This window comes from Lysobacter antibioticus (assembly GCF_000731095.1).
Taxonomy (GTDB): Bacteria; Pseudomonadota; Gammaproteobacteria; order Xanthomonadales; family Xanthomonadaceae; genus Lysobacter; species Lysobacter antibioticus_B.
Genome location: NZ_JMTZ01000038.1, coordinates 45419 through 67029, shown reverse-complemented (window position 1 = coordinate 67029; position 21611 = coordinate 45419). Strand labels below are relative to the sequence as shown.

At 68.9% G+C, this 21611-nt stretch carries 11 protein-coding genes; all 11 read left to right on the top strand.

Annotated features, from left to right (window positions below):
* Nucleotides 1-8 precede the first annotated feature (8 nt).
* The 11 genes from EX88_RS0112860 to EX88_RS26020 are packed head-to-tail and all read left to right on the top strand — an operon-like array spanning nucleotide 9 to nucleotide 21611.
* Nucleotides 9-2063, top strand: coding sequence for a hypothetical protein (locus tag EX88_RS0112860; protein WP_031372397.1), 2055 nt, complete (start codon nucleotides 9-11; stop codon nucleotides 2061-2063).
* Nucleotides 2060-2446: a GPW/gp25 family protein gene (locus EX88_RS0112855; RefSeq protein ID WP_031372396.1), complete on the top strand. Its 387-nt coding sequence runs from the start codon at nucleotides 2060-2062 to the stop codon at nucleotides 2444-2446. The genes EX88_RS0112860 and EX88_RS0112855 overlap by 4 nt, the downstream gene beginning before the upstream one ends.
* A gap of 11 nt (nucleotides 2447-2457) precedes the next feature.
* A complete protein-coding gene (locus tag EX88_RS0112850) occupies nucleotides 2458-4770 on the top strand; it encodes a baseplate J/gp47 family protein (RefSeq protein ID WP_031372395.1) in 2313 nt (770 codons plus the stop codon).
* A complete protein-coding gene (locus EX88_RS0112845; RefSeq protein WP_031372394.1) occupies nucleotides 4770-7835 on the top strand; it encodes a phage tail protein in 3066 nt (1021 codons plus the stop codon). The genes EX88_RS0112850 and EX88_RS0112845 overlap by 1 nt, the downstream gene beginning before the upstream one ends.
* Before the next feature lie 25 nt (nucleotides 7836-7860).
* Nucleotides 7861-9330: a hypothetical protein gene (locus tag EX88_RS0112840; RefSeq protein WP_031372393.1), complete on the top strand. Its 1470-nt coding sequence runs from the start codon at nucleotides 7861-7863 to the stop codon at nucleotides 9328-9330.
* Nucleotides 9331-9337: 7 nt separating this feature from the next.
* Entirely contained in the window at nucleotides 9338-10693 is a 1356-nt protein-coding gene (locus EX88_RS0112835) for a hypothetical protein (RefSeq protein ID WP_031372392.1), read from the top strand.
* A 21-nt stretch (nucleotides 10694-10714) separates the two neighbouring features.
* Nucleotides 10715-11668 (top strand): IPT/TIG domain-containing protein, encoded by a 954-nt coding sequence (locus EX88_RS26030; RefSeq protein ID WP_152566257.1) that lies wholly within the window; start codon nucleotides 10715-10717, stop codon nucleotides 11666-11668.
* Between the two features lie 35 nt (nucleotides 11669-11703).
* Nucleotides 11704-14184: a vWA domain-containing protein gene (locus tag EX88_RS26025; protein WP_152566256.1), complete on the top strand. Its 2481-nt coding sequence runs from the start codon at nucleotides 11704-11706 to the stop codon at nucleotides 14182-14184.
* A 24-nt stretch (nucleotides 14185-14208) separates the two neighbouring features.
* Complete coding sequence (locus EX88_RS0112820) at nucleotides 14209-16275, top strand: hypothetical protein (RefSeq protein ID WP_031372389.1); 2067 nt, start codon at nucleotides 14209-14211, stop codon at nucleotides 16273-16275.
* 9 nt (nucleotides 16276-16284) lie between these two features.
* Nucleotides 16285-18354 carry an ATP-binding protein gene (locus EX88_RS24575; RefSeq protein WP_051885067.1) on the top strand — a complete coding sequence of 690 codons (2070 nt, stop codon included), beginning with the start codon at nucleotides 16285-16287 and terminating at the stop codon, nucleotides 18352-18354.
* 2 nt (nucleotides 18355-18356) lie between these two features.
* Nucleotides 18357-21611, top strand: coding sequence for a phage tail protein (locus EX88_RS26020; protein ID WP_051885066.1), 3255 nt, complete (start codon nucleotides 18357-18359; stop codon nucleotides 21609-21611).

Here is a 21611-nt window from a genome sequence, read left to right as displayed (position 1 = left end):
AGGGCGCCATGAACGCCCATCCCTTGCGCTGGCAAGCGCCGCAACCGCTGTGGTCGCGCTTCGGCGACGCCGCCGGCGCCGCGGCCACGCCGGAGCAGGCGCGCCCGGCGATCCTGCGCTTCGCCAGCGACGACTTCATGGAGCAGTTGCTCGGCACCCTCGCGCGCGACCCGACCCGCATCGACAAACTGGTCGCGCGCTACGAGACCTGGCGCAAGCCGATGGTCGACCCGCCCGACCTGGTCGAACGCGCGCCGATGCCGCAATTGGTGCAGGCCTCCAGCCGCAGTGCCGCAGCCAGGCTGCCGAAGCCGCGGGTAGCCCCGGCCGACGCGGATGCGCCGCCATTGAAGCTGTATCAGCCCGCGCATCAGCGCCATTACGTGGCCACCGCGAGCCTGGTCTGCGGCATCCAGGGCCTGCCCGAGCACGCGCTGGTGCGCGGCGGCGGCGAAGAAGTCGGCATGGTGCTGCGGCGCCTGATGCCGGTGCCCGGCGACGCCAGCGGAACGCTGCACGAGTTCGCCTACCTGAAGGATCTGCAGGGCGCGCGTTGGCAGCGTTGCAACGACAACAGCGACTTCGTGCCCGGCGAGGACCGCCTGCCGGCGTTCGCCTTGAGTTTTCTCGACGACGGCCAGCATCGACGTGCGCTGTGGGCCGGCAGCGTCCCGGTCGGCCGGCGCGAGGAGTACCTCGGCTGCCGGGTCGATACCGCGCCTTCGCCGGCGTACGCGGCCGCCCAGCGCGAACAACTGTCGCCGAGCGTTCCGGCCCCGGCGAACTCCAAGCTCGCGCGCACCTCGCAGTTCCAGATCGACGTCAGCGAGCCGTGGAAGACCATGATCCGCTCGGCCTTCAAGCTCGCCGCCGCGCCGGCCTCGACGCCGACCATCGGCGACGAAGCCGAACCGCCCGGCGATCGCGTCACCCGTGCGTTCAATTTCAATCTGCAGCAGCAAAGCGCGTCGTGGCTGGTGCTGCTGGATTGCGCCGACCATCTGCAGACCTATCTGCCCGATGTCTGGAACGCGATCGACAACAACGGCGCCGGCTATGCCGCGCTGTCGAGCAACCGCCGCGCGTTGTACGACTGGCTCGGTACAGTGGTCATGAGCGCGCCCTTGATCGCCGCACTGCAACCGACCGCGCAATACCCGGTCGCCGCCTCGATGCGCGCCGCACTCAAGGCCATTCGCGCGCCCGGCGTGCGCGAAAAGCTCGAAGCGAGCACCGCGACCTTCGCCGCCACGCCCGACACCCGCAGCCTGCCGGACTGGCCGCGCTTCAGTTTCTGCCTGGCCGGGGTCGAGCAAAGCCTGGCCGCGAACGGGCCGTACAGCGCGCTCGACAGCCTCGGCGACGATGCCTCGATCGATCCCGACCCGGTCGCCGGCAACGTGCCGGGCCAGGACGTGGCGCGCAAGGTCGACCGGTTCACCGCGCTATACGCGCGCGCACTCGAAGCCACCACCGAAACCGACGCGCCGCCGGTGCCGTTCGCGTTGCAGGTCAAGAACGCGCTCGGCAACAACCTCGGTGCCAACCTCGGCGACGGCGGCTGGTTCGTGCTGCGCTTCGTCCACGGCCGCCGCGACTGCGGCCCGCTGCATCCGCCGCTGTTGTCGGCGCCGACCGAACGCTTCCGCCTGGCGAGCTTCTTCGATTCCGATGCGCCGGCGCGGCCGATCCGCATCTCGCTGCCGGCCGACACCAGCCCCGCCGGCCTGCGCAAGTATCAGAAGAACACCGCCTTCGTGCTCTCGGACATGCTCTGCGGCCAGGTGCAACGCGCCAAGGGCATGGGCCTGGTCGACCTGGTGCTGTCGGTGCTGCCGTGGCCCTTCCACAAGGACCTGCCCGCCGGCGACGGCGCGCCGTGCCAGAGCGGCGGCATCAACATCGGCATGATCTGCTCGCTGTCGATTCCGATCATCACCATCTGCGCGCTGATCCTGCTGATCATCATCGTCATCCTGTTCGACCTGATCTTCCGCTGGCTGCCCTACTTCGTGATCTGTTTCCCGGTGCCCGGGCTCAAGGGCAAAAAGGACTCCTCATGAGCATCTTCGGTCGGAGCCTGTCGTTCCCGCCGCGGGTCGGCGCCGACGGGCGTTTCGTCTGGTCGTCGGGCGAGGACAACATCCGCGAATCGATCGCGGTGATCCTCAAGACCGAGCCCGGCGAGCGCGTCGGCGTGCCCGAGTTCGGCGCCGGCCTGGCGCGCTTCCTGTTCGAGCCCAACAACCCGGCCACCCATGCGCGCATGCGCGATGCGGTGCAACGCGCGCTGACCCGCTGGGAGCGGCGCATCGAAGTCGAAGCGGTCGAGGTGGCCGCGCACGCCACCGAAGCCGAGACCGCGGTGGCCACGATCACTTACCGGCTGGTGGCGACCGCCTCGCGCGAACGCATCAGCCTCGCCATTCCGCTGGCCGTGACCTGAGGCCCGCATCCATGCCGCTGACGCCCCCGCCCATCGACGATCGCCGCTTCGCCCAACTGGTGGAAGACACGCTGGCGCGGGCGAGCGTGCACACGCCGGAGTGGACCAACTTCAACCAGAGCGACCCGGGCGTGACCCTGGTGCAGTTGTTCTCCTTCCTCACAGAGAACCTGCTCTACCGCGCCAACCTGACCCCGGAGCGCAACCGCCTCAAGTTCCTGCAGATACTGCGCATTCCCCTGGCCAGCGCGAGCGCCGCGCAAGGCCTGGTGGCGATCGCCAACGAGCGCGGCCTGCCCAAGGTCGAAACCTTGCCGGCCGACCTGGAAGTACGCGCCGGCTCGGTACCGTTCCGCACCCAGCTCGGGCTGGACGTGTTGCCGGTCGAGGCGCGCGTCTACTTCAAGCGCCGCCTCGACGATCCCTCGCAGGAACTGCTGGATTACTACCGGCTGCTGTACGCGTCCTATCAACTGCCGTTCCCGTCCGAGGTGCAGCTGTACAAGACCCTGGCGCTGGATCGCAAGGTCGTCGACAGCGTCGACCTCAATGCCGACACCGTCGACCGCTCGTTGTGGATCGCCCTGCTGGCGCGCAAGACCGATGCGCCCGGCGATCCCGAGGACCCGTGGAAGTCGGTGCGCGATGCGCTCGGCGGCCGCACCCTGACCCTCGGCCTGGTGCCGGCGCTGGATGCGGTGAGCGCGCAACTGCTGCCGGCCGGCAACGCGCAAAGCCGGCAGCTGCTGCGCTTCGAATTGCCGAGCGTGCCGGCCGACGGCCGCGTACCGCGCGACGCCAGCGACCGTCCCGCACCGAGCTATCGCCAACTCGAACCGCGCACCGAAGTCGATCTGTTGTCGGTGCCCGGCGTGGTGCAACTGGCGCTGCCGCCGGCCGCGCAACTGAAAGTCTGGCAGGACATCGACCCGCTCGAAGGCGGCGTCGGCGACATGCCGCCGACCCTCGACGACGCGGCTCTGGCCGGACGCGTGATCACCTGGCTGCGCGTGCGCGCCGACGGTGCGGCGCAAGCACGGATGCGCTGGGCCGGCATCAACGCCACGCCGGTGCGGCAGATCCAGCGTATCGCCGCCGAACCGCTCGCCGACGGCGACGGCCGGCCCGATCAAGTGCGGCGGTTGTCGCGCAGGCCGGTGCTGCGCCATTCGGTCAGCGTGTCGACCCGGGTCGGTGCGGCGGCGCCGCGTCGTTGGAGCGAAATCGACGACCTGGCCGCGGCCGCGCCGGAAGTGCCGGTCTCCGATCCGCGTTCGAGCGCGCGCGACCTGGCCTGCGTCGAAACCGGCCCGACCGAGGTGTTCGAGCTCGATCCGGAAGCCGGCGAACTGCGCTTCGGCGATGGCCTGCGCGGGCGCCGCCTGCCGCTCGGTGCACGCGTATTCGCCGCCTACGAATTCTGTCTCGGTGCACAGGGCAACGTCGCCGAAGGCAAGATCGACAACGCCCCGCAGCTGCCGTCCGGCTTCGCCGTGCTCAACCCGGTACAGACCTGGGGCGGCGCCGATGCCGAATCGGCCGACACCGGCGAGAAGCAGGTGCGCCGGCATCTGCAACATCGCGACCGCATGGTCAGCATCGACGACTTCGAGTCGGTCGCCTATCGTGCGCCCGGCGTGCAGATCGGCCGCATCGAGGTGTTGCCGGCCTTCCATCCCGACCTATCGCCGAACGAACCGGGCTCGGCGCCCGGCGTGGTCACCTTGATGGCGATCCCACGCTCCGACCCGACCCAACCCGATGCGCCGCGCGCCGACCGTCTGTTCCTCAACGCGCTGTGCCGCCATCTCGATCCGCGTCGCTTGGTTACCACCGAACTGGTCGTGCGCGGCGCCGAGTACAAGGGCATCTGGATCTCGGTGGGCATCGAAGCCGCGGCCGGTTATGCGATCGCCCAGGTCGTCGACGACGTCAAGCGCCGTCTGCGCGAAGTGCTGGCGCCGATCGGCCCGGCCGGCGCGATGCCGCGCAACGGCGCTTTGTTCACGCCGCGCGGCGCCGACCCGGCACGCGGCTGGCCCTTGCGCACCGCCGTCGCCAGCCGCGTCTTGCTGGCCGAAGTCGCGCGCGTGGCCGGCGTGACCTCGGTCGCCGACGTGCTGCTCGCCGAAGGCGAACTCAGCGCCAGCGACGTGGTCGAGATGAGCGGGCTGGAACTGCCGCGCATCCTCGGTATTTCGGTCGTCGCCGGCGAAGCCATGTCGCTGGATGCCCTGCGCGGTGGCGGCAGCGCCGGCGGCAGCGGTTCGACGGGCTCGACCACGCCGCTGTTGCCGGTGCCGGTCGTGCCGGAGACCTGCTGATGAACGTCAACGGCGCCCGCTTCCAGATGCTGTACGGACGCGACGACTGGGCGCGTTGCACGACTGCCGACTTTGCCGAGGCCACGTTCGCCGAGTCCGCAGCGACGCAGCCACTGGCGTTCTGGTGGGAAGTCTTCGCCAGCCCGATGCCGATCCCTCCAGCGACCCTGCCCGGATGGGACCCGTCGCGCAGCGAGATCACCCTGCAGCCGCAAGCGATCGAACTGCCGGCGACGCTCGGCGAAACGCCGCTGAGCCTGGACGCGCGCCGCCCGGCCGCCGCCGATCGTCACGGCAATGTCTATCGCGTGGCCGACGATGCCGCCTCCCTGCGGGTCGCCTCGACCGAAGGCGGCAGCGAAGCGCCGTTCTGGCCGGCCGACCCGGCCGACTGCGCGCAGACCCGCCGCGAGCGGCGCCTCGCCTTCGAGACTCATCAGGCCGCGCAGGCGCACGCCGCCGATCGCTACCTCGCGGTGGTCGTTACCGAAGACGACTACCTCGTCGCGGCGTTCGCGCGCGGCGATCTGCGCGGCCTGATGAGTTTCGACCTGATCTCCGGCGGTCCGCCGCTGGAAACCAGCTGGCCGGCGGCGGTACCGTTCGAACCCTTCGACCTGTGCCCGCGCCATGGCGGCGGCGCCTGGGTGCTGGATCGCGTGCATCGGCGCTTGTGGGAACTCGACTGCACCCTGGCCGTGGTCAACAGCGGGCAGACCGCGCTGCCGTTGAGCGCAGCGGTCGTCGACGACTTCCAACCGCATTCCGGGCCGCTGCGCGAGCAAGCGGCGGTGCAATTCCCCGCCGGCCTGGACCTGGCGGCGCTGAGTCTGCCCGTGCTCGATCCGATCGCGATCGAATCCATCGGTGCGGGCACGGTCTTGCTGCTCGACCGCGACGCGCCCCTGCAACGCTCGCGCGTGGTGCGCTTGCGCCGCGAGGGTTCGGCCTGGTCGGTCGATGCCTCGCAATGGCTCGATGCCCTGCCCGCGCTCGCCCACGACATGGTCTACGCCAGCGGCCTTGGCCATACCCCGGCCTCGGTGGCCGAACTGGCGCCGCCGCGCTTGTTCATCGCCAGCGAAGTCGGCAACCAGGTCCACGCTTTCGAAGTGATCGACAACGACGGGCAGTTCGCCCTGCGCGCGCCGGCCGAGCTGTATCCACTGCGCCGCTACGGCGGCCGCGCCCTGGTCTCGGTTGCGGGCAAGGCCCATTACGACTGCGGCCCGGGCCTGCCGCGCTGGACCCCGGTGGTGCAGCAGCACCGGCAACGCTATGCCGCGCAAGCGGTGTTCGTGACCCCGGTGTTCGACAGCAACGAGCTCGGCACGGTCTGGGACAAGCTGTTGCTCGACGCGGCGATTCCGCCCGACACCGCGATCACCATCGAAAGTCGCGCCGGCGACGAACTCAGCGGTTGGTTCGACGGCGAGTCGCAACCGGCGGCGGATGCGCAAGTCATCGGCAGTTGGCTGCTCGAACCGGTGCCGCGCTTGCGCACGAGCGGCCCGGAGCTGCCCTGGCTGCGTCGCGAAGCCGCACGCGCGACCCGCCGCGAAGCCGGTGCCGGCACCTGGGAGTTGCTGCTGCAGCAAGCCCACGGCCGCTATCTGCAACTGCGCGTGACCCTGGTCGGCCGCAACGGCACCGCCACGCCGCGCCTGCGCGCCCTGCGCGTGTGGTCGCCGCGCTTCTCCTATCCGCAGCGTTTCCTGCCGGCGTTGTACCGCGAAGACAGCGCCAACGGCGATTTCCTCGAACGCTGGCTCGCCAACTGCGAAAGCACCCTGACCCAGATCGAGGACCGCGTCGCCAACGTGCAGTCCCTATTCGATGCGCGCACGGTGCCGCAGGACGCGCTGGCCTGGCTCGCCGGCTGGTTCGACCTGGCCCTGGACCCGTCCTGGGACGAACGCCGCCACCGCCTGCTGGTCCGCCACGCCATGGATTTCTTCCGTTGGCGCGGCACTGTGCACGGCCTGCGCGTCGCCCTGACCCTGGCCTTCGAGCCGGGCTTCGATGCCGCCATGTTCGACGGCCCCGACCCCGACGACGAAGGCGCCGGCCGCATCCGCATCGTCGAGTCCTATCAAACGCGCCTGGTCGAAACCCTGATCGCCGATGCCGCGCTCGGCAGCGCCGCGTCCGACGACGGCCTGCGCAACGTGGTGATGCAGAGCTTGTGGACGCCGGCCGAAGGCAATGCCGGCCTGGTCGATCGTTATGCCGCCTGGCTGCAAAGCACGGCATCGGCCTTGCAGCAGATGACGCCGTTCTCGCTGGCGCCGCCGCCGAACACCGCCGCGCATCCCGATGCCGCGCAGGAATGGAACGCGTTTTGCTCGGCGCACCTGGGTTTCGTGCCCAGCGTCGGCGCCGCCGAGCGCAGTCGTTGGCAGGGCTTCCTGATGTCGCGCTACGGCAGCCTGCCAGCCTTGAACCTCGCGCACGCCGGCGCCTACGCGCAGGTCTCGCAGATCCTGCTGCCGGGTACGCCGTCCGCGCGCGAAGCCGCCAGCCAGGATTGGCAGGAGTTCTGCGCGCGCAGCGACGGTGCGCGCGAACGCAAGCTGTGGCACGACTTCCTGGCCCGGCGCTATCGCCGCATCGAGCGCCTGCGCAGTGCGCACCTCGCCGCCTGGCCCGAGTTCGAACAGGTGCCATTACCCGATCGCCTGCCGGCGAGCCTGGCTGCGCAGACCGACTGGCTGCAGTTCGAGCGCCAGTTGCTGGCGATGCATCGCACTGCGCACCGCTTCTCGGTGTTGCTGCCGGTGGCGAGCGTAATCGCCGACCCCTACCTCCTCGACGAACGCCTCGCACTCGCGCGGCGCATCGTCGAACTGGAAAAACCCGCGCACACCGTGTTCGACGTGCGCTTCTACTGGGCCTTCAACCGCGTCGGCGAGGCGCGGCTCGGGCTCGACACACAGTTGGGTGCCGGCAGCCGCGCAAGCGAGCTGATCCCCGATGCCGTGGTGGGCCGCGCCTACCTCGGAGCCAGCTTCGTCGGCGGTGCGCCGCGCCATCAAGGGCGCGACCGGCTGTCGCTCGAATGCTGAGCCGCCAAGTCTCAAGGAGCGAATCATGGGCTGCTGCAACGAACCGGTGACCACGCTGACGGGCCTGCCCGCAGATCCCACGCAGCATGTCAATTACGAGCGCGGCATGGTGCTCGGCGTGGACGACTTCACCCAGGAGTTCGCCTATCTGGCCGGACGCGACCAATGGCTGGCGCGCGACGCCGTCGGCTACGGCACGCTGAGCGGACTGCGCATCCAATTCGAGAACGACGGCAGCGACGGACCGCGCCTGCACGTCGCCGCCGGTTCGGCACTGGTACCCAGCGGCAAGCTGGTGTGCGTGCCGGCCGATCAGTGCGCGGTGCTCAACCGCTGGCTGGCCAAGCCCGATAACGCCGCGCTGGTGAACCGGATGCTCGACCCCGGCTCGCCGCCGTTGTCGCCACCGCTCTCGCCGCCGCTGTCCCCGCCCGCGGTCGGCGCGGGCGAGATCTCGCTGTACCTGACCCTGTGCTATGCCGACTGCAAGACCCGGCCGGTGCCGATCCCCGGCGAGCCGTGCCGGTCCGAAGACGAATTGATGAAGCCTTCGCGCGTCGCCGACGACTTCCGCCTGGAACTGCGCCAGCACGCGCCGGCCCAGGTCGAAGAAGACGCCTTGCGCGATTTCGTGCGCTGGCTCCGCCGCAACGTCAGCGTGCTCGACAGCAGTCCGCCGCAGATCGGCGATCCCGACGCTTGGCTCGAGGCGATGCGCGGTGCCGTGCAGCCCTGGCTCGACGCGCAATCGATGTCGCCGCCGCTGTCGCCGCCGGCCTCGTTCGCAACCCTCGGCGATTATCTGTTCGATCTCGGCTCGCCGCGGCTCAGCCTTGCGCGCGAGCAACAATGCGAGTTTCTGCGCACCGCCTTCCGCTTCTGGGTCACCGAACTGCGGCCGATGTGGATGGCCATGCGCTGCCATCGCCCGCAATACCCGGACGGCGATTGCGTGCTGCTGGCGCGGATCAGTTTCGAGGTGGTCTGGGTCGGCGGTTCGCCGAGCGGCGCCTGGCAAGTCGACGGCAGCCCGGCCAGCCTGCGCATCGACGAAAGCGCGCGGCCCTTCCTCGCCCATCTGCGCCTGCTGCAGGAATGGGCGCTGTGCGGCTGCGATTGCGCCGGCACCGGCGACGCCGCCGGGGCGGCGTTCGGCGGGCCGATGCCGCTGGAGTTCGACGCGCCGATGGCGATCTCGCCGATGCAGGTGCCGATCCAATTCTCCGACCAGGACCTGGCGCTCGACGACAGCCAGTACCTGGTGATCGGCCGCAGCGCCGCCAAGCTCGCCCTGACCTTGCCGGCCTCGGTGCCGATGACCGCGGGGCGCACTTACGTGATCAAGAACCTCGACGTCGGCGCCTTGACCGTGTTCGCCGACACCCTGGTCGGCGACGGCATCGACGGCCTGCCCGAGTTCTCGGTCAAGAAGAAAAAGGCCGTCACCCTGGTCGCCGACGGCGCCGGGCAATGGCATTCGATCGGGACCGCATGAGGCCGCCATGAGCACTCTCGACAACGTCCTGCAGCTGCAACAACCCGTCAAAGAAGGCGGCATCCGCACCGTCAACTTCTTCAACGGGCGCCTGCTCACCAGCAAGGACCTGACCCGCGAGCAAGTCGCACGTCGCGAGGCCGACGCCCGGCTCGGGCTGGCGCTCGGCGACGGCGTCGCCTTCGGCCTGGAAGCCGCACGCGATGCCGACCTCGACCAGCCCAGCGCACCGGTGTTGCGGGTGCGCGCCGGGCTGGCGGTCAATCGCGCCGGCCAGACTCTGTGCCTGACCGCCGACACCAGCGTCGCCCTGACCCGGCGTTTCGATGCCGGCGAGGCCGCGGCCTGCGACTGCGTGTTCGCCAACTGCAATCCGCTCGCCGACGGTGTCTACGTCGCCGGCGCCGGCGTCTACGTGCTGACCATCGCGCCGGCGCAGACCAGCGAAGGTCGCGCCCCCACTAACGGTTTGGACCCGAGCAACGTGCGCTGCAACACCGACACCACCGTCGACGGCGTGCAGTTTCGGTTGCTTGCGCTGAATCCATTGCGCTTCGCCGACCTCGACCCGTCCTCGTCGCAGTTCCGCAATCGCCTGGCGTATCGCTGCTTCGGCATCGAGGCACGCGACGCCAACGCGCTCGATCCTTGGCAGAGCGACCCGCCGAACTACGGTCTGGTCGACGAACTGCGCGACAGCGCGCTCAGCGACTGCGACGTGCCGATCGCCCTGGTCTACTGGACCAGCGCCGGCTTGAACTTCGTCGACACCTGGGCGGTGCGGCGGCGCCTGCTCGAACCCGATGCCTTGTCGGGCTATGCCTTCCAGCGCAACCCGCTCGACCCGGCCGAACTGTCCTCGTTCGCGTTCCAGGCGCGCGTCCGCCGCCTGGTCGAAACCCATGCGATGTGCGCGCAGTTCCAGCAGCACCTGGCCGATCTGCTCGCCGCATCGGCGGCGCCCTCGGCCTTGATCGCGACCCAGTATTTCCGCTACCTGCCGCCGTTCGGGATCGTGCCGCTGCACAGTCTGTCGCTGCGCGGTTTTTCCGACACCACTTTCTTCACCGGCATCGTGCGCCGGCCCGCGCCGGGTTCCGGGCAGAGCACGCCCTTCATCGACGCGCGCCAGCTCGGCGCCCTGCAGGCGCAAGCGCTGGCCTCCACGCCGACCGACGTGAACCAGAAGGAATTCGTCTGGGTGTATCGCCCCTGGCAGAACGTCAAAGCCTCGCGCGAAGGCGAGCCGGTGCAACCGATGCTGGTCTTCGCAAGCGGACAACTCCCCGACATCGCGGTCGCGCGGTTCGACATGGCGCGCCTGGACTACAGCAACCTGGCCGGTTGCTGCGGCGCCCCATAGCCAGCACTCAGGAGAACTTCCATGGCACTTCCCTCACAGGTACAGCCCGGCGATGTGATGTCATCGGACCTGATCAACGCGATCCTGGATGCGCTCGCCCAATTGCAGGGCGGCCCCGGCGGCGGCACGCAGACGGTGCCGAACCTGTTCGGCTCGCTGCTCAGCGAGGCCCGCGCGATCCTGCTGCAACCCGGGCGCCAGCTCACCCTCGGCTTCACCCTCGATGTCGCCGGCGCGGCGGTCGATCCGCTCGCCGCGGCCAACGCCAACCTGGTGGTGCTCAACCAGAGCCCGCCGGCGCAGATGCGCGTCGCGCCCGGGACGCCGATCAACCTGGTGGTGTCGCGCGCCGCCGGCAGCGCACCGAACCCGGGCAATCAGCCGCCGACCATCTCGCGCACCGAAACCGTCAGCGGCGTGGCCTCGACCAGCTTCGCGGTGAACACGCCGCTGGCCATCGTCGGCACCAACTTCAGCGCCACCGCGGCGCAGAACACGGTGACCTTCAACAACGTGCCGGCGGCCTCGGTCAACCCCGACCCGGTCGACCCGACCCGACGCCTGCTCTTGGTGGTGCCGGCCGGCATTCCCGGCGCGCCCGCAACCGGCGGCGCACCGCCCCTGCCCGGCGTCACCATCCGCATCGTCACGCCGAACGGCACGCCGGCGACGACTCAGATCACCGTCACCGCACCGGTGCCGGCGCAGCCGACGATCAGCAACGTCGCCCCGGCGGCGCAGCTCGAAGGCAACAACATCACCATCACCGGCACCAATTTCACCGCGGCGGCGCAGGTGCGCATACGCGGCACCACCGCGGCGATCGTCAGCGCCAACGCCACCACCATCGTCGCCACCGTGCCCAACTTCCCCGACATCCCGCAAGGCCCCGTGGTTGCGGCGACCGTGATCGTCTCGGTCCCCGGCTTCAGCGACATCGCATACACCGGCACCTTCAACGTAGTGGGCGCCTGAACCAGGAGAGTTCCATGACACGCATGACACGTCATATGCGTTTTCCCCGCGCCGGGTCTTGGTTGCTCGGCGGACTGTTGGCGATAGGCTCGTCCGCCGCGTGGGCCCAGACCCTGACCTTGCAGGTGCCTTCGCGCGGGCCCAGCCCGCCGACCATGCAGACCGCCATGTCGGCGATCGAGTTCGATGCCGCTTCGATCGGCGGCGGATCGACGATCTCCGTCGACGGCACCAGCATCGCGGTCGCCGATGCCGGTTGCGCCGGCGTGGCCTGCAAGGCGGTCGGGGTCAGCCCGACCGGCGACATCGCCACGGTGACCCGCATCAGCGGCACTCAGCGCGCCCGTCTCGACATCAGCTACAAGAGCGTGTTCCCGGGTAATTTCTGCGCGCCGACCATCACCCCGGCTGGCTTGTCGATCACCTTGGAACTGACAGGTTTCACCTTCGGCGCCGGCAGGGGCTATCGCATCACCAGCTTCATGGCGCCTTCGGATGCGTCCTGCGACATCGCCTATGTGCGCGTACCGACCAGCCGGCCTTCGATCTCCGGCGCCGGTGCCGATTACCTGGGACGCCTGCCACTCAATATCGTGCTGGTGATCGACAAGTCGCCGAGCATGGACTGGGTGATTCCCGGTTCGCCGGACAAACGTTGGGATCGAATGAAGTCCTCGGTGCAATTGTTCGCGTCGGTCTGGGATGCGGTCGGCGCGCCGCCGCCGCCGGCGACGATTTCCTCCGAGGGTCACCCCGACGACAGGCTCGGCATGGTCTTGTTCGGCGGCACCGCGGTCGAATCGCCGCTCGACGGCCTCAATTTCTTCAAGCAGCGCGGCGCGATCGCCGCGCCGTGGGCCGTGCCCGTCGCGGCCGGCCTGGCCGACGACACCTACATCGGCGGCACCTCGATCGGTGCCGGCACCACGATGGGGCGCGCCCGTCTGGTTCCGGTCGAACAACTGGTCGGCGATACCGCGGTCGTGCTGTTCACCGACGGCGAGCAGAACAACCCGCCGTGCATCTCGCGCCAGGGCGAGGTGTTGGCGCCGGTCGAGAAGCCCTATCCCGGCAAGCCGCCGGGCACGACCTATCTGGACAAATGCGCGGTCGCCGCGGCGATGCCGAGCAGCGCGCTGCTGACCTTGAACGGCGGCATCCTGGCTCGCGACGTGCTGCCGCGCGGCCCGATCTTCACTATCGGCCTCGGCGAAGGCGGCATGGCCGCGAGCGCCGAACTGCTCGACGAAATCTCCGGCGAAACCGCCGGCCGTTCGGCGTTCCCGAACAACGGCGTGGCGATGGACAACAGCTTCGTCGACAACCTGGTGACTCACCTCAAGGGCGGCACGGTGTCGCTGTTGGATCGCACGCTCGGCGATCTGGCCGCCGGCACGCCGGCGTCGACGCCGTTCAACTTCATCGTCGACCCCTCGCTGACCCGCGTCACCTTCGTGCTGAGCTGGGAGGGCAGCGCCCGTGAAGCGGGGCTGGAGATCCGCCGCCCCGACGGCACCATGACCACCGCCATCCAGAATGCCGCCGGGCCGAACTTCCGCGTCGCCACCGTCAACATTCCCCAGGCCGGCCCGGCCGGCGACTGGAAGGTGACAGTGCGGCAATTCGGCACCGCCGGCCTGAAGTACCAGTTGTCGGCCTACGGCGTGGAAAGCCGCCTGGGCGCGCGCGTCACCGAAACCCCGCGCCTCGGCACCGCCAGCCCGATCGGCGTCGTCGCCGAAGTCGGCTGGGAGCACGGCCCGCTCGCCGACCTGCCGGCCGGCGCGATCCGCGCCATCATCGAACGCCCCGGCGCCAACCTCGGCACCTTGTTGCACGACGCCGGCGCCCAGCCGATCGACGGCGAGATCCGCAACGACACCTCGCCGCTGTCGATGAAACTCGACCAGCTGATCCGTACCGCCGGCCTGCTGGACAAGATCGAACCCAAGCCGGTCGGCGAAGCGATCGAACTCAAGCATGTCGGCAACGGCCGCTACGAAGGCAAGTTCGACGCCACCAACGTCGGCGGCCGCTACCGCATCCGCATCGAGTACGACTGGAACGACCCGCGCACCGGCACGATCCGCCGCCGCGACCTCGCCGAACGCCAGGTGCCGGTGATCCCGACCGCGAAGGACTCGGCGGTGCGGGTGCAGCGCGAGCCGCGCAGCGCCGATGCGGTGATCGTGATCACGCCGCGCGACAAGTTCGGCAACTACGTCGGCCCCGGCCATGAAGGCGGCTTCAACGTCAAGATCGACGCCGGCACGATCGCCGGCGCGCCGACCGACAACGGCCTCACCGGCGAGTACACGATCAAGGTGGGCGGGCTCGCCCCGGGCGACGACCCCAAGGTCAGCATCGTGTTCGCCGACCAGGTGCTGCGCGACGGTCCGCTGTCGAGCTTGGGTACCGGCACCGAACCGCCTTCGCACGAGCCGTGGTGGAAGCGCTGGTGGTGGCTGATCCTGCTCTTGCTGCTGGTGTTGTGGCTGCTGTTGCGGCGCAAGTAAACGCCGCCCTCCGCCGAGGCCCGCATGCTCCGACTGGACTCGCGATGCGATCCGAACCAACTGCGCAGCGTCAGGCTGCGCAGCGCGGAGCGCGACACGCTGCGGGCCCGGCAGGGCCTGGAGCGGGCCTTGGCTGCGGTCGACTGGAGCCTGAGCGAACTGCCGCCGAACGCACTGTTGCTGGTACGCAAGCTGCAGACCATGTCTCACTCCATGGCGGCCTTCGGCCCGCGCGTGGCGCAAGCCCTGCGCGAGCAGCAACGCTACGCGAAACGCCCCTGGCGCGACGACGGCGCAGCGAGCGCCGACGCGGTCTGGTTCGACGAAGGCGAACTGGCCGCCTGCCTGATACGCGATTGGCTGCGCGGTCACGTCTCGCAGCGTTGGTGGTGGCGCACCGTGCTGGGCCGGGCCGCGGTCGACGAGTGGCTGCGCGAGCAGGTGCTCGGCCGCGGCCAACACGTGGCGGCCACGCTGAATCTGCTGGCGCCGAACGGCGACGCCGCGGCCTGGCTGTCGCGCTTGCACGACGGCGATGCGAGGCGCGCATTGACGGCGCTGGCACGGGATTACGACGCGCCGCTCGCCCTGGCCTTCGCTGCCGCGCCCGAGACGGCGAAGACGGCAACAATCCAAACGAGCGTCGCTTCGGGTTCGTACGAGGCGCCGCATCGTCCGCATGGAGCCGGTTCCGGCGTTCGTTCCGAGCCAGACGCAAGCAGACGCACGTCGCCATCGCGTCGCGACGACACCCGCCTGCTCGCGGCACTACCCGAACTGCGCAACGAAGCATTGCGGCCGACGACGCTGCGCCTGCTCGCATTCGCCCTGGCGGTAGTGCGCGAACCGGGCTGGCTGCGCAGCGCGTCCTTCGCCGATGCGGTAACGAGGTGGACGCAATCGTGCACAGCGGTAGCGCCGACAAAGTCGTTGTTGCCGCCGCCGGCCTCAGCACCCGCGTCGAATTGGCAACCCGGCAACACGACCCCGCTCGTCGCGCCGACGGCTACGGGCGAAACGATCGCATCGCCCGTGCACGCCATCCAATCCGCGGCCGCGGACGCCGCGCGCATCGTATCGGAAGCACCGACACCGCCTATGTTCGATTCATCGGCACAACCGAACAGTGAACCGGCAGCCAAGCGCGGCAAACGCAAGCCGTCGCCAGCGCCGATTGCAGCGCAATCCGGGGCCGGTACCGACCGACCGGCCTGCGTGATGGCCAGTAAGTCGGCGGCGAGTGCTGCGCTCGAACCTGCGACCGCCACGGAGCCTGTTCGAGTCGAGGCCGCCACCGATGTCGAACCGGCGCCACCCGAGACCACGCCGCAGACCGCCTTCAACGCCGGCGGCGTGCAGATCGACAGCGACTACGGCGGCCTGCTGTACCTGCTCAACGCGGCCTTGGCGCTGGAGTTGTACGGCGATTTCAGCATGCCGCGTGCGCGCGGCCTGGCCCTGTCGCCATGGAACTGGCTGGCGCTGATCGGCGAAGCCTGGTTCGGCGCGGAATTTCGCCGCGACCCACTGTGGCGGCTGTTGGCCGATCTGGCCGGCCGCAAACCGCAGCAAGCGCCCGCATACGACTTTGTCGCACCGCTCGCCTGGGCCATCGACGAGGCTTGGCTGCAGCCCTGGGATGCGGCCGAAACGGTCGCCTACCACGCCGGTACGCGACGCTTGCGGCTGTGGCATCCACAGGGCTTCGTGCTCGCCGATCTGCCGCGGGCCGCATCGACTCCGGCCGTGCAGGCCGCCGACTGGTGCACGCAACGCACTGCCTTGCGCGAGACCAGGCTCGTTCGCATGCCGCAGGCGCCGGCGCCCTCGCCGCGCCAACGCAACCGCCGCTGGCTGCATTACCTGCTCACCTACCTGGAAGCGCGCCTGGCGCGCGCCCTCGCCGTCGACGACGGCGATATTCCCACTCTGGTCTGTCGCCACCGAGCGCAACTGCATTGCAATCTGGTCGACGTCGAGGTGCGTCTGTCTTTGGACGCGCTGCCCCTGTGTCTGCGCCTGGCCGGGCTCGACCGCGACCCCGGCTGGATTCCGGCCGCGGGCCGCAGCGTCCGTTTCCGCTTCGTCTGAGGGCCGCGCATGAACGCCTTCCTCGCTCCGAGCGCCATCGCCTTCGCCGAAACGCCGTTCACCGCGCCCGCACACCTCAAGCTGGCGCTGTACGGAGTGATCGCGAGCATCGCCGAGGCCTGCACCGACGGCGACATCGACGACGCCGTGCAGGCCTATCCCTTCCTTGCCGACTACCTCGAAGAGATCGAGCGCGAAGTCGCCGCCGGCGCATCCTTGTCGGCACGCTGGCGAGCCGCATTGGCCGAATGGGAAGGCCGCGCCGAAGCGCAAGCGCAGCGCTTGCCCTTGTCGGCCCTGCGCCGCGCCGGCTTGAACCCGCTCGACGTCGAGCTGCTGCTGGCAATCGGCCTGATCGAAGAGGACCCGCGTTTCGGCTTGGTGTTCGAGCAGGCACAGCGGCGCGACAACCGGCCGAGCTTCGGCCTGTTGATGGCCTGGTGGCGCGATCGCGGCGACGGCGACGACCGCATCGACCAGGTACGCAAGTCGCTGCAAAGCCTGATCGAACACGGCCTGGTGCAGTTGTCCAATCCGGAAGCGCCGCGCCCGGACTGGACCCCGAGCGTGACCCTGGCGGTGTGGGACGGCCTGCGCGGCGAATTGAGTTCGACCCGCTGGCTGCGCCATATCGCCCACGCGCAACTGCCGCAGCTGAGCGATTACGTCTTCCCTCTCGCCGGACTCGATGGCCAGGCCATCCTCGACGCCCTGCGCACCGGCGCGAGCGCACCGGCGCTGTTGATCCGCGGCCCGATCCACAACGGCCGCAAGACCCTCGCCGGCGCACTCGCCCACACCCTCGGCAAGGACCTGCTGATCGCCAGCGAGGCGGTGTTCGAAGACGAAACGCGCTGGCGTCTGTTCGGCACCCTGGCGGCGATGCTCGACGCGCTGCCCGTGGTCGAAGCCGATTCCTCGCCCGGCGAGACCCGGCGCCTGGCGCCGCTGCCGCTGGTCGACACGCCCTTGTTCGTGGTTACCGGCCGTCACGGCGCCTGGGCCTGCGAAGACCGCCGGCCGATGCTCGACATCGAACTGCCGCTGCCCGGCCCCGCGCAACGGCAACGCCATTGGTCGGCGTGCCTGCCCGAGCAATCGGCCGAGACCCTGGCCGACCTGTCCGGGCGCATGCGTTTGTCCAGCGGCCACGTGCGCCAGGTCGCGGCGGCGGCAAACGCGTTCGCACGCCTCGCCCAACGCGAGCGCCCGCAACACGACGACCTGCGCCGCGCCTGCCGCAGCCTGCAGACCGCACGCCTGGAAACCCTGGCCACGCGCCTGCAGGCAGCCGGCTCGCTCGACGACCTGATCGTCGACGACGCCACCCGCGAAGAGATCGACGCGCTGGCGACGCGCTGCCGCTGGCGCGAACCGCTGGCGAGCGGTTCGGCCGAGGTCGCGATGCACGGGGTCGGCGTGCGGGCCCTGTTCGCCGGCTCCAGCGGCACCGGCAAGACCCTGGCCGCGCGCCTGCTGGCGGCCGAGCTCGGCAAGGACGTCTATCGCATCGACCTGTCGGCGACGGTCAACAAATACCTCGGCGAAACCGAGAAGAACCTCGACCATGCCTTGAGCGCAGCCGAAGAACTCGACGTGGTGCTGCTGCTCGACGAAGGCGATGCGCTGATGGCCAACCGCACCGAGGTCGGCTCCTCGCACGACCGCTACGCCAACCTCGAAACCAATTTCCTGCTGCAACGCATCGAGTCCTTCGAAGGCATCCTGGTGGTCACCAGCAACGCCGCCGACCGCATCGACCGCGCCTTCGCCCGGCGCATGGACGTGGTGGTGAACTTCCGCGCCCCCGATGCCTGGCGACGCTACGAGATCCTGCGCCTGCACCTGGCCGGCGACGGCTGCGACGAAGGCTGGCTGCAGGACGCCGCCAGCCGCTGCGCCCTCAGCGGCGGCCAATGGCGCAACGTAGTCATGCACGCGCGCCTGCTCGCTCTGCAGAGCGGCAACGCCATCGCCGCGGTGCATCTGCAAGCGGCGCTGACCCGCGAATACCGCAAGATCGGTGCGAACTGCCCGATGCGTTCGCTCGATCCGCCACGCGGCGGCCCCGGACACTGACGATGGCCGTCGCGCGCGTCGCCAAACGGGCCAACCCGCGCAACGACCCGCGCTACAAGCGCGTGGTCGACAAACTCAACGCCGACAGCCGCAAGCTCAAGCAACATCCGCCGCCGTCGCGCAAGTCCGACGAATCCGGCAAGGCCGCCAAGGGCCCGGCGAACGAGAAAGCCGCCGGCGCGCGCGCCAAGCAGGTCGACCAACTCGAAGAGGCCGAGACGCCGAAACCGGAGACCGCCAGTTTCCTGTCGATCCTGCGCGCCGAAATCGCCAAGGTCATGCCCAAGACGCTCGGCGACACCGAGAAGTTCATGAAGGGCGGCTCGGGCAACGAGATCAAGGGCTCGCTCAAGGGCGAAGTCGGCAACCAGAAACAAGCCGCCACCGGCGACCTGCAGCAGACCTCGAACGCGCCGCCGTCGGAAGCCGGCGTCCCGGCCAAGCCGGTCACGCCGATTCCGCCCGAACCTGGCGTGCCGCCGCCGCAGATCGACGCCGCCGCGGCGATGCCGGCGCCAAAACCCGCCGCCGAGATTTCGCTGGAAGAAAGCAAGACCGAAGTCGCCGATGCCAAAAAGGCGACCAAGCAGACCGACACCCGCCTGAAGAACGCCAGCGACCCGCGCTTCTCGGCGGTGATGACCGCCGAGAAAGCGGTGCAGAAGGATTCCGATGCCGGCCCCGGCAAGTACCGCGGCAAGGAAGGCGCGACCCTGGCCAAGGCCGCCGGCCAAGCCAAGGCGGTCGCCGGCAAGGGCGTCAGCAGCCTGCTCTCGGTCAAGGGCGGCAGCAAGACCAAGGTGCTGTCGAAGCAGGAACAGCAGAAGGCGCGCGAAGAGCTGGAACTGAGCAAGTTCAGCAACTTCGTCGTCGCCACCTTCAACACCGCCAAGGCCGCGGTCGACAAGCGCCTGGAGAACCTGGAGACCTCGGTCAACACGATCTTCGACCAGGGCACCGATGCCGCCCTGGCGCGCATGAAGAGTTATGTCGAAGACGCGCTGTTCGACTACAAACTCAAACGCTATCTGTTGATGCCGGGCGGCTCGCTGCTGTGGATCAAGGACCAGATCCTCGACCTGCCGCCGGAGGTCAACCGCTTCTACGAGGCCGGGCGCAATCTGTTCACCGCGGCGATGGACGCGCTGGCGGTCAAGGTCGCCAACCTGGTCGAACGCGAATTGGCCGCGGCCAAGAACGACGTCGCCCAGGCCCAGGCCAAGATCGCCACCGCGCAAGCGGCGCTGTCGCCCGGCGTGCGCGCCCGCGGCGCCCAGCTCACCGCCGAATACGCCGAAAAATTCAACGAACTCAAGTCCGGCATCGAGGACAAGAAGCAGGCGCTCGCCGAAGGCCTGGCGCAGAAGTACAAGGAAGCCTTCGACAAGGCCGACGAAGCGCTCAAGGCGATCCAGGATTCCAACAAGGGCCTGGTCACCCAGGCCAAGGAGAAGATCGCCGAAGTCGCCAAGGCGCTGATGGAGTTCAAGGACAAGCTCATGGCCATCCTGCGCAAGGGCGCGGACACCATCGACCTGATCCTCGACAACCCCGGCGGCTTCCTGTCCAACCTGATCGCCGCGGTCAAGGGCGGCTTCTCGGCCTTCGCCGGCAACATCCTCGGCCACCTCAAGCGCGGCTTCATCAAGTGGCTGTTCGGTGCACTGGCCGGTACCGGCATCGAGATACCGAGCGACCTGACGGTGGTGTCGATCCTGAAGATGGTGCTCGGCGTGTTGGGCATCACCTACGAGCGCATGCGCGCCAAGGCGGTCAAGCTGCTCGGCCCAACCGCGGTGGCGGTGATCGAGAAGCTGGTGAGCTATCTGCAGACCCTGATCGGCGGCGGCCCGGCCGCGCTGTGGGAGCAGATCAAGGGCGACCTGTCCAACCTCAAGGACATGGTGATCGGCGCGATCCAGGACTGGATCGTCACCACCATCGTCAAGAAGGCGGTGGCCAAGGTCGTGTCGATGTTCAACCCGGCCGGCGCGATCATCCAGGCGATCATGATGATCGTCAACGTGGTGATGTTCGTGGTCGAGCGCGCCGCGCAGATCATGGAGTTCGTCGAGTCGGTGATCAACTCGATCCACGCCATCGCCACCGGCTCGATCGGCGGCGCGATCAGCAAGGTCGAACAGGCCCTGGGCAACGCTGTGCCGATCCTGATCGGCTTCCTCGCCGCGCTAATCGGCCTGGGCGGCATCAGCGCCAAGATCAAGGGCTTCATCACCAAGGTCCAGACCAAGGTCGACCAAGCCATCGACAAGGCCATCAAGAAGGCGGTCGCCTACATCAAGAAGCTGTTCGGGAAGTTGACCGGGAAGAACAAGGAGGACAAGCGCACCGAACAGGAGAAGACCCGAGACAAAAAGGCAGCCATCGCCGACGCCGAAAAGCTGGTGCAGGCCAAGGGCTTCAGCGAGAAGAAGATCGCGTCCAAGCTCGGCTCGATCAAGAAGCGCTACAAGCTGCTGACCTTGAACATGATCGTAGACTCCAAGGACGCCAAGACCGAGACTTTGCACTTCACCGCCTCCGCCAGCGCAGAGGAGATCGGCAAGCCGCAGAAGGTCGTGGTTGCCGTCGAACTCGGCGAAGTCAAGCTACGGGATGCTTTCGTCGCGAGGGAAAAGGCCGCCAGCGGTAAGAAGCTGGCGTTCACCCGGGTCGAATTCCGTCGCCAGGTCGGCATCCAGCAAGCCGCGATCCGCAACCTCGCGTTGAAGGACTATCGCGGCAACTACCTCAGGTTCCATGGCGGTGCCGGAGGCAAGGGCGCCGGCGGACGCGCCGAAACCGCGCAGGCAAGCTCCGATCGCCGGGCCGCGATCGAAGGCGAGCGCCAAGCCGTGATCAAGCTGTGGATGAGCAACAACCCGGGCAAACCGCTCGCAGATGCCGATACCTTCGCGACCAAGCTGTTCAAGCCCCGGCCAGGCGACAAGTCATATCCGTTCATACACAAATCCTTGCCTTTCAATGGCGTGACCTACATCAACGGCGCCTACGGCAAGGCGATCCTGCACGCGCTAGACCAGGGCGCGGGCGGCGACGGAACCACCGCGGGACTCGGCGGCCTGCGCGAAAACTCATCGATCGGCGCACAGTGGGACCGCGGCAAGCGCGCGGAGACACTCAAGAGCCAGATCGACGCCGAAGCCATCAAGGTCTGTAAGGACGCCGGTGTCGATGCCAACGCCGCGGACGATTCCAAACTAGCCAAGGTCGAACTGACCGTAATCGACGGGTGA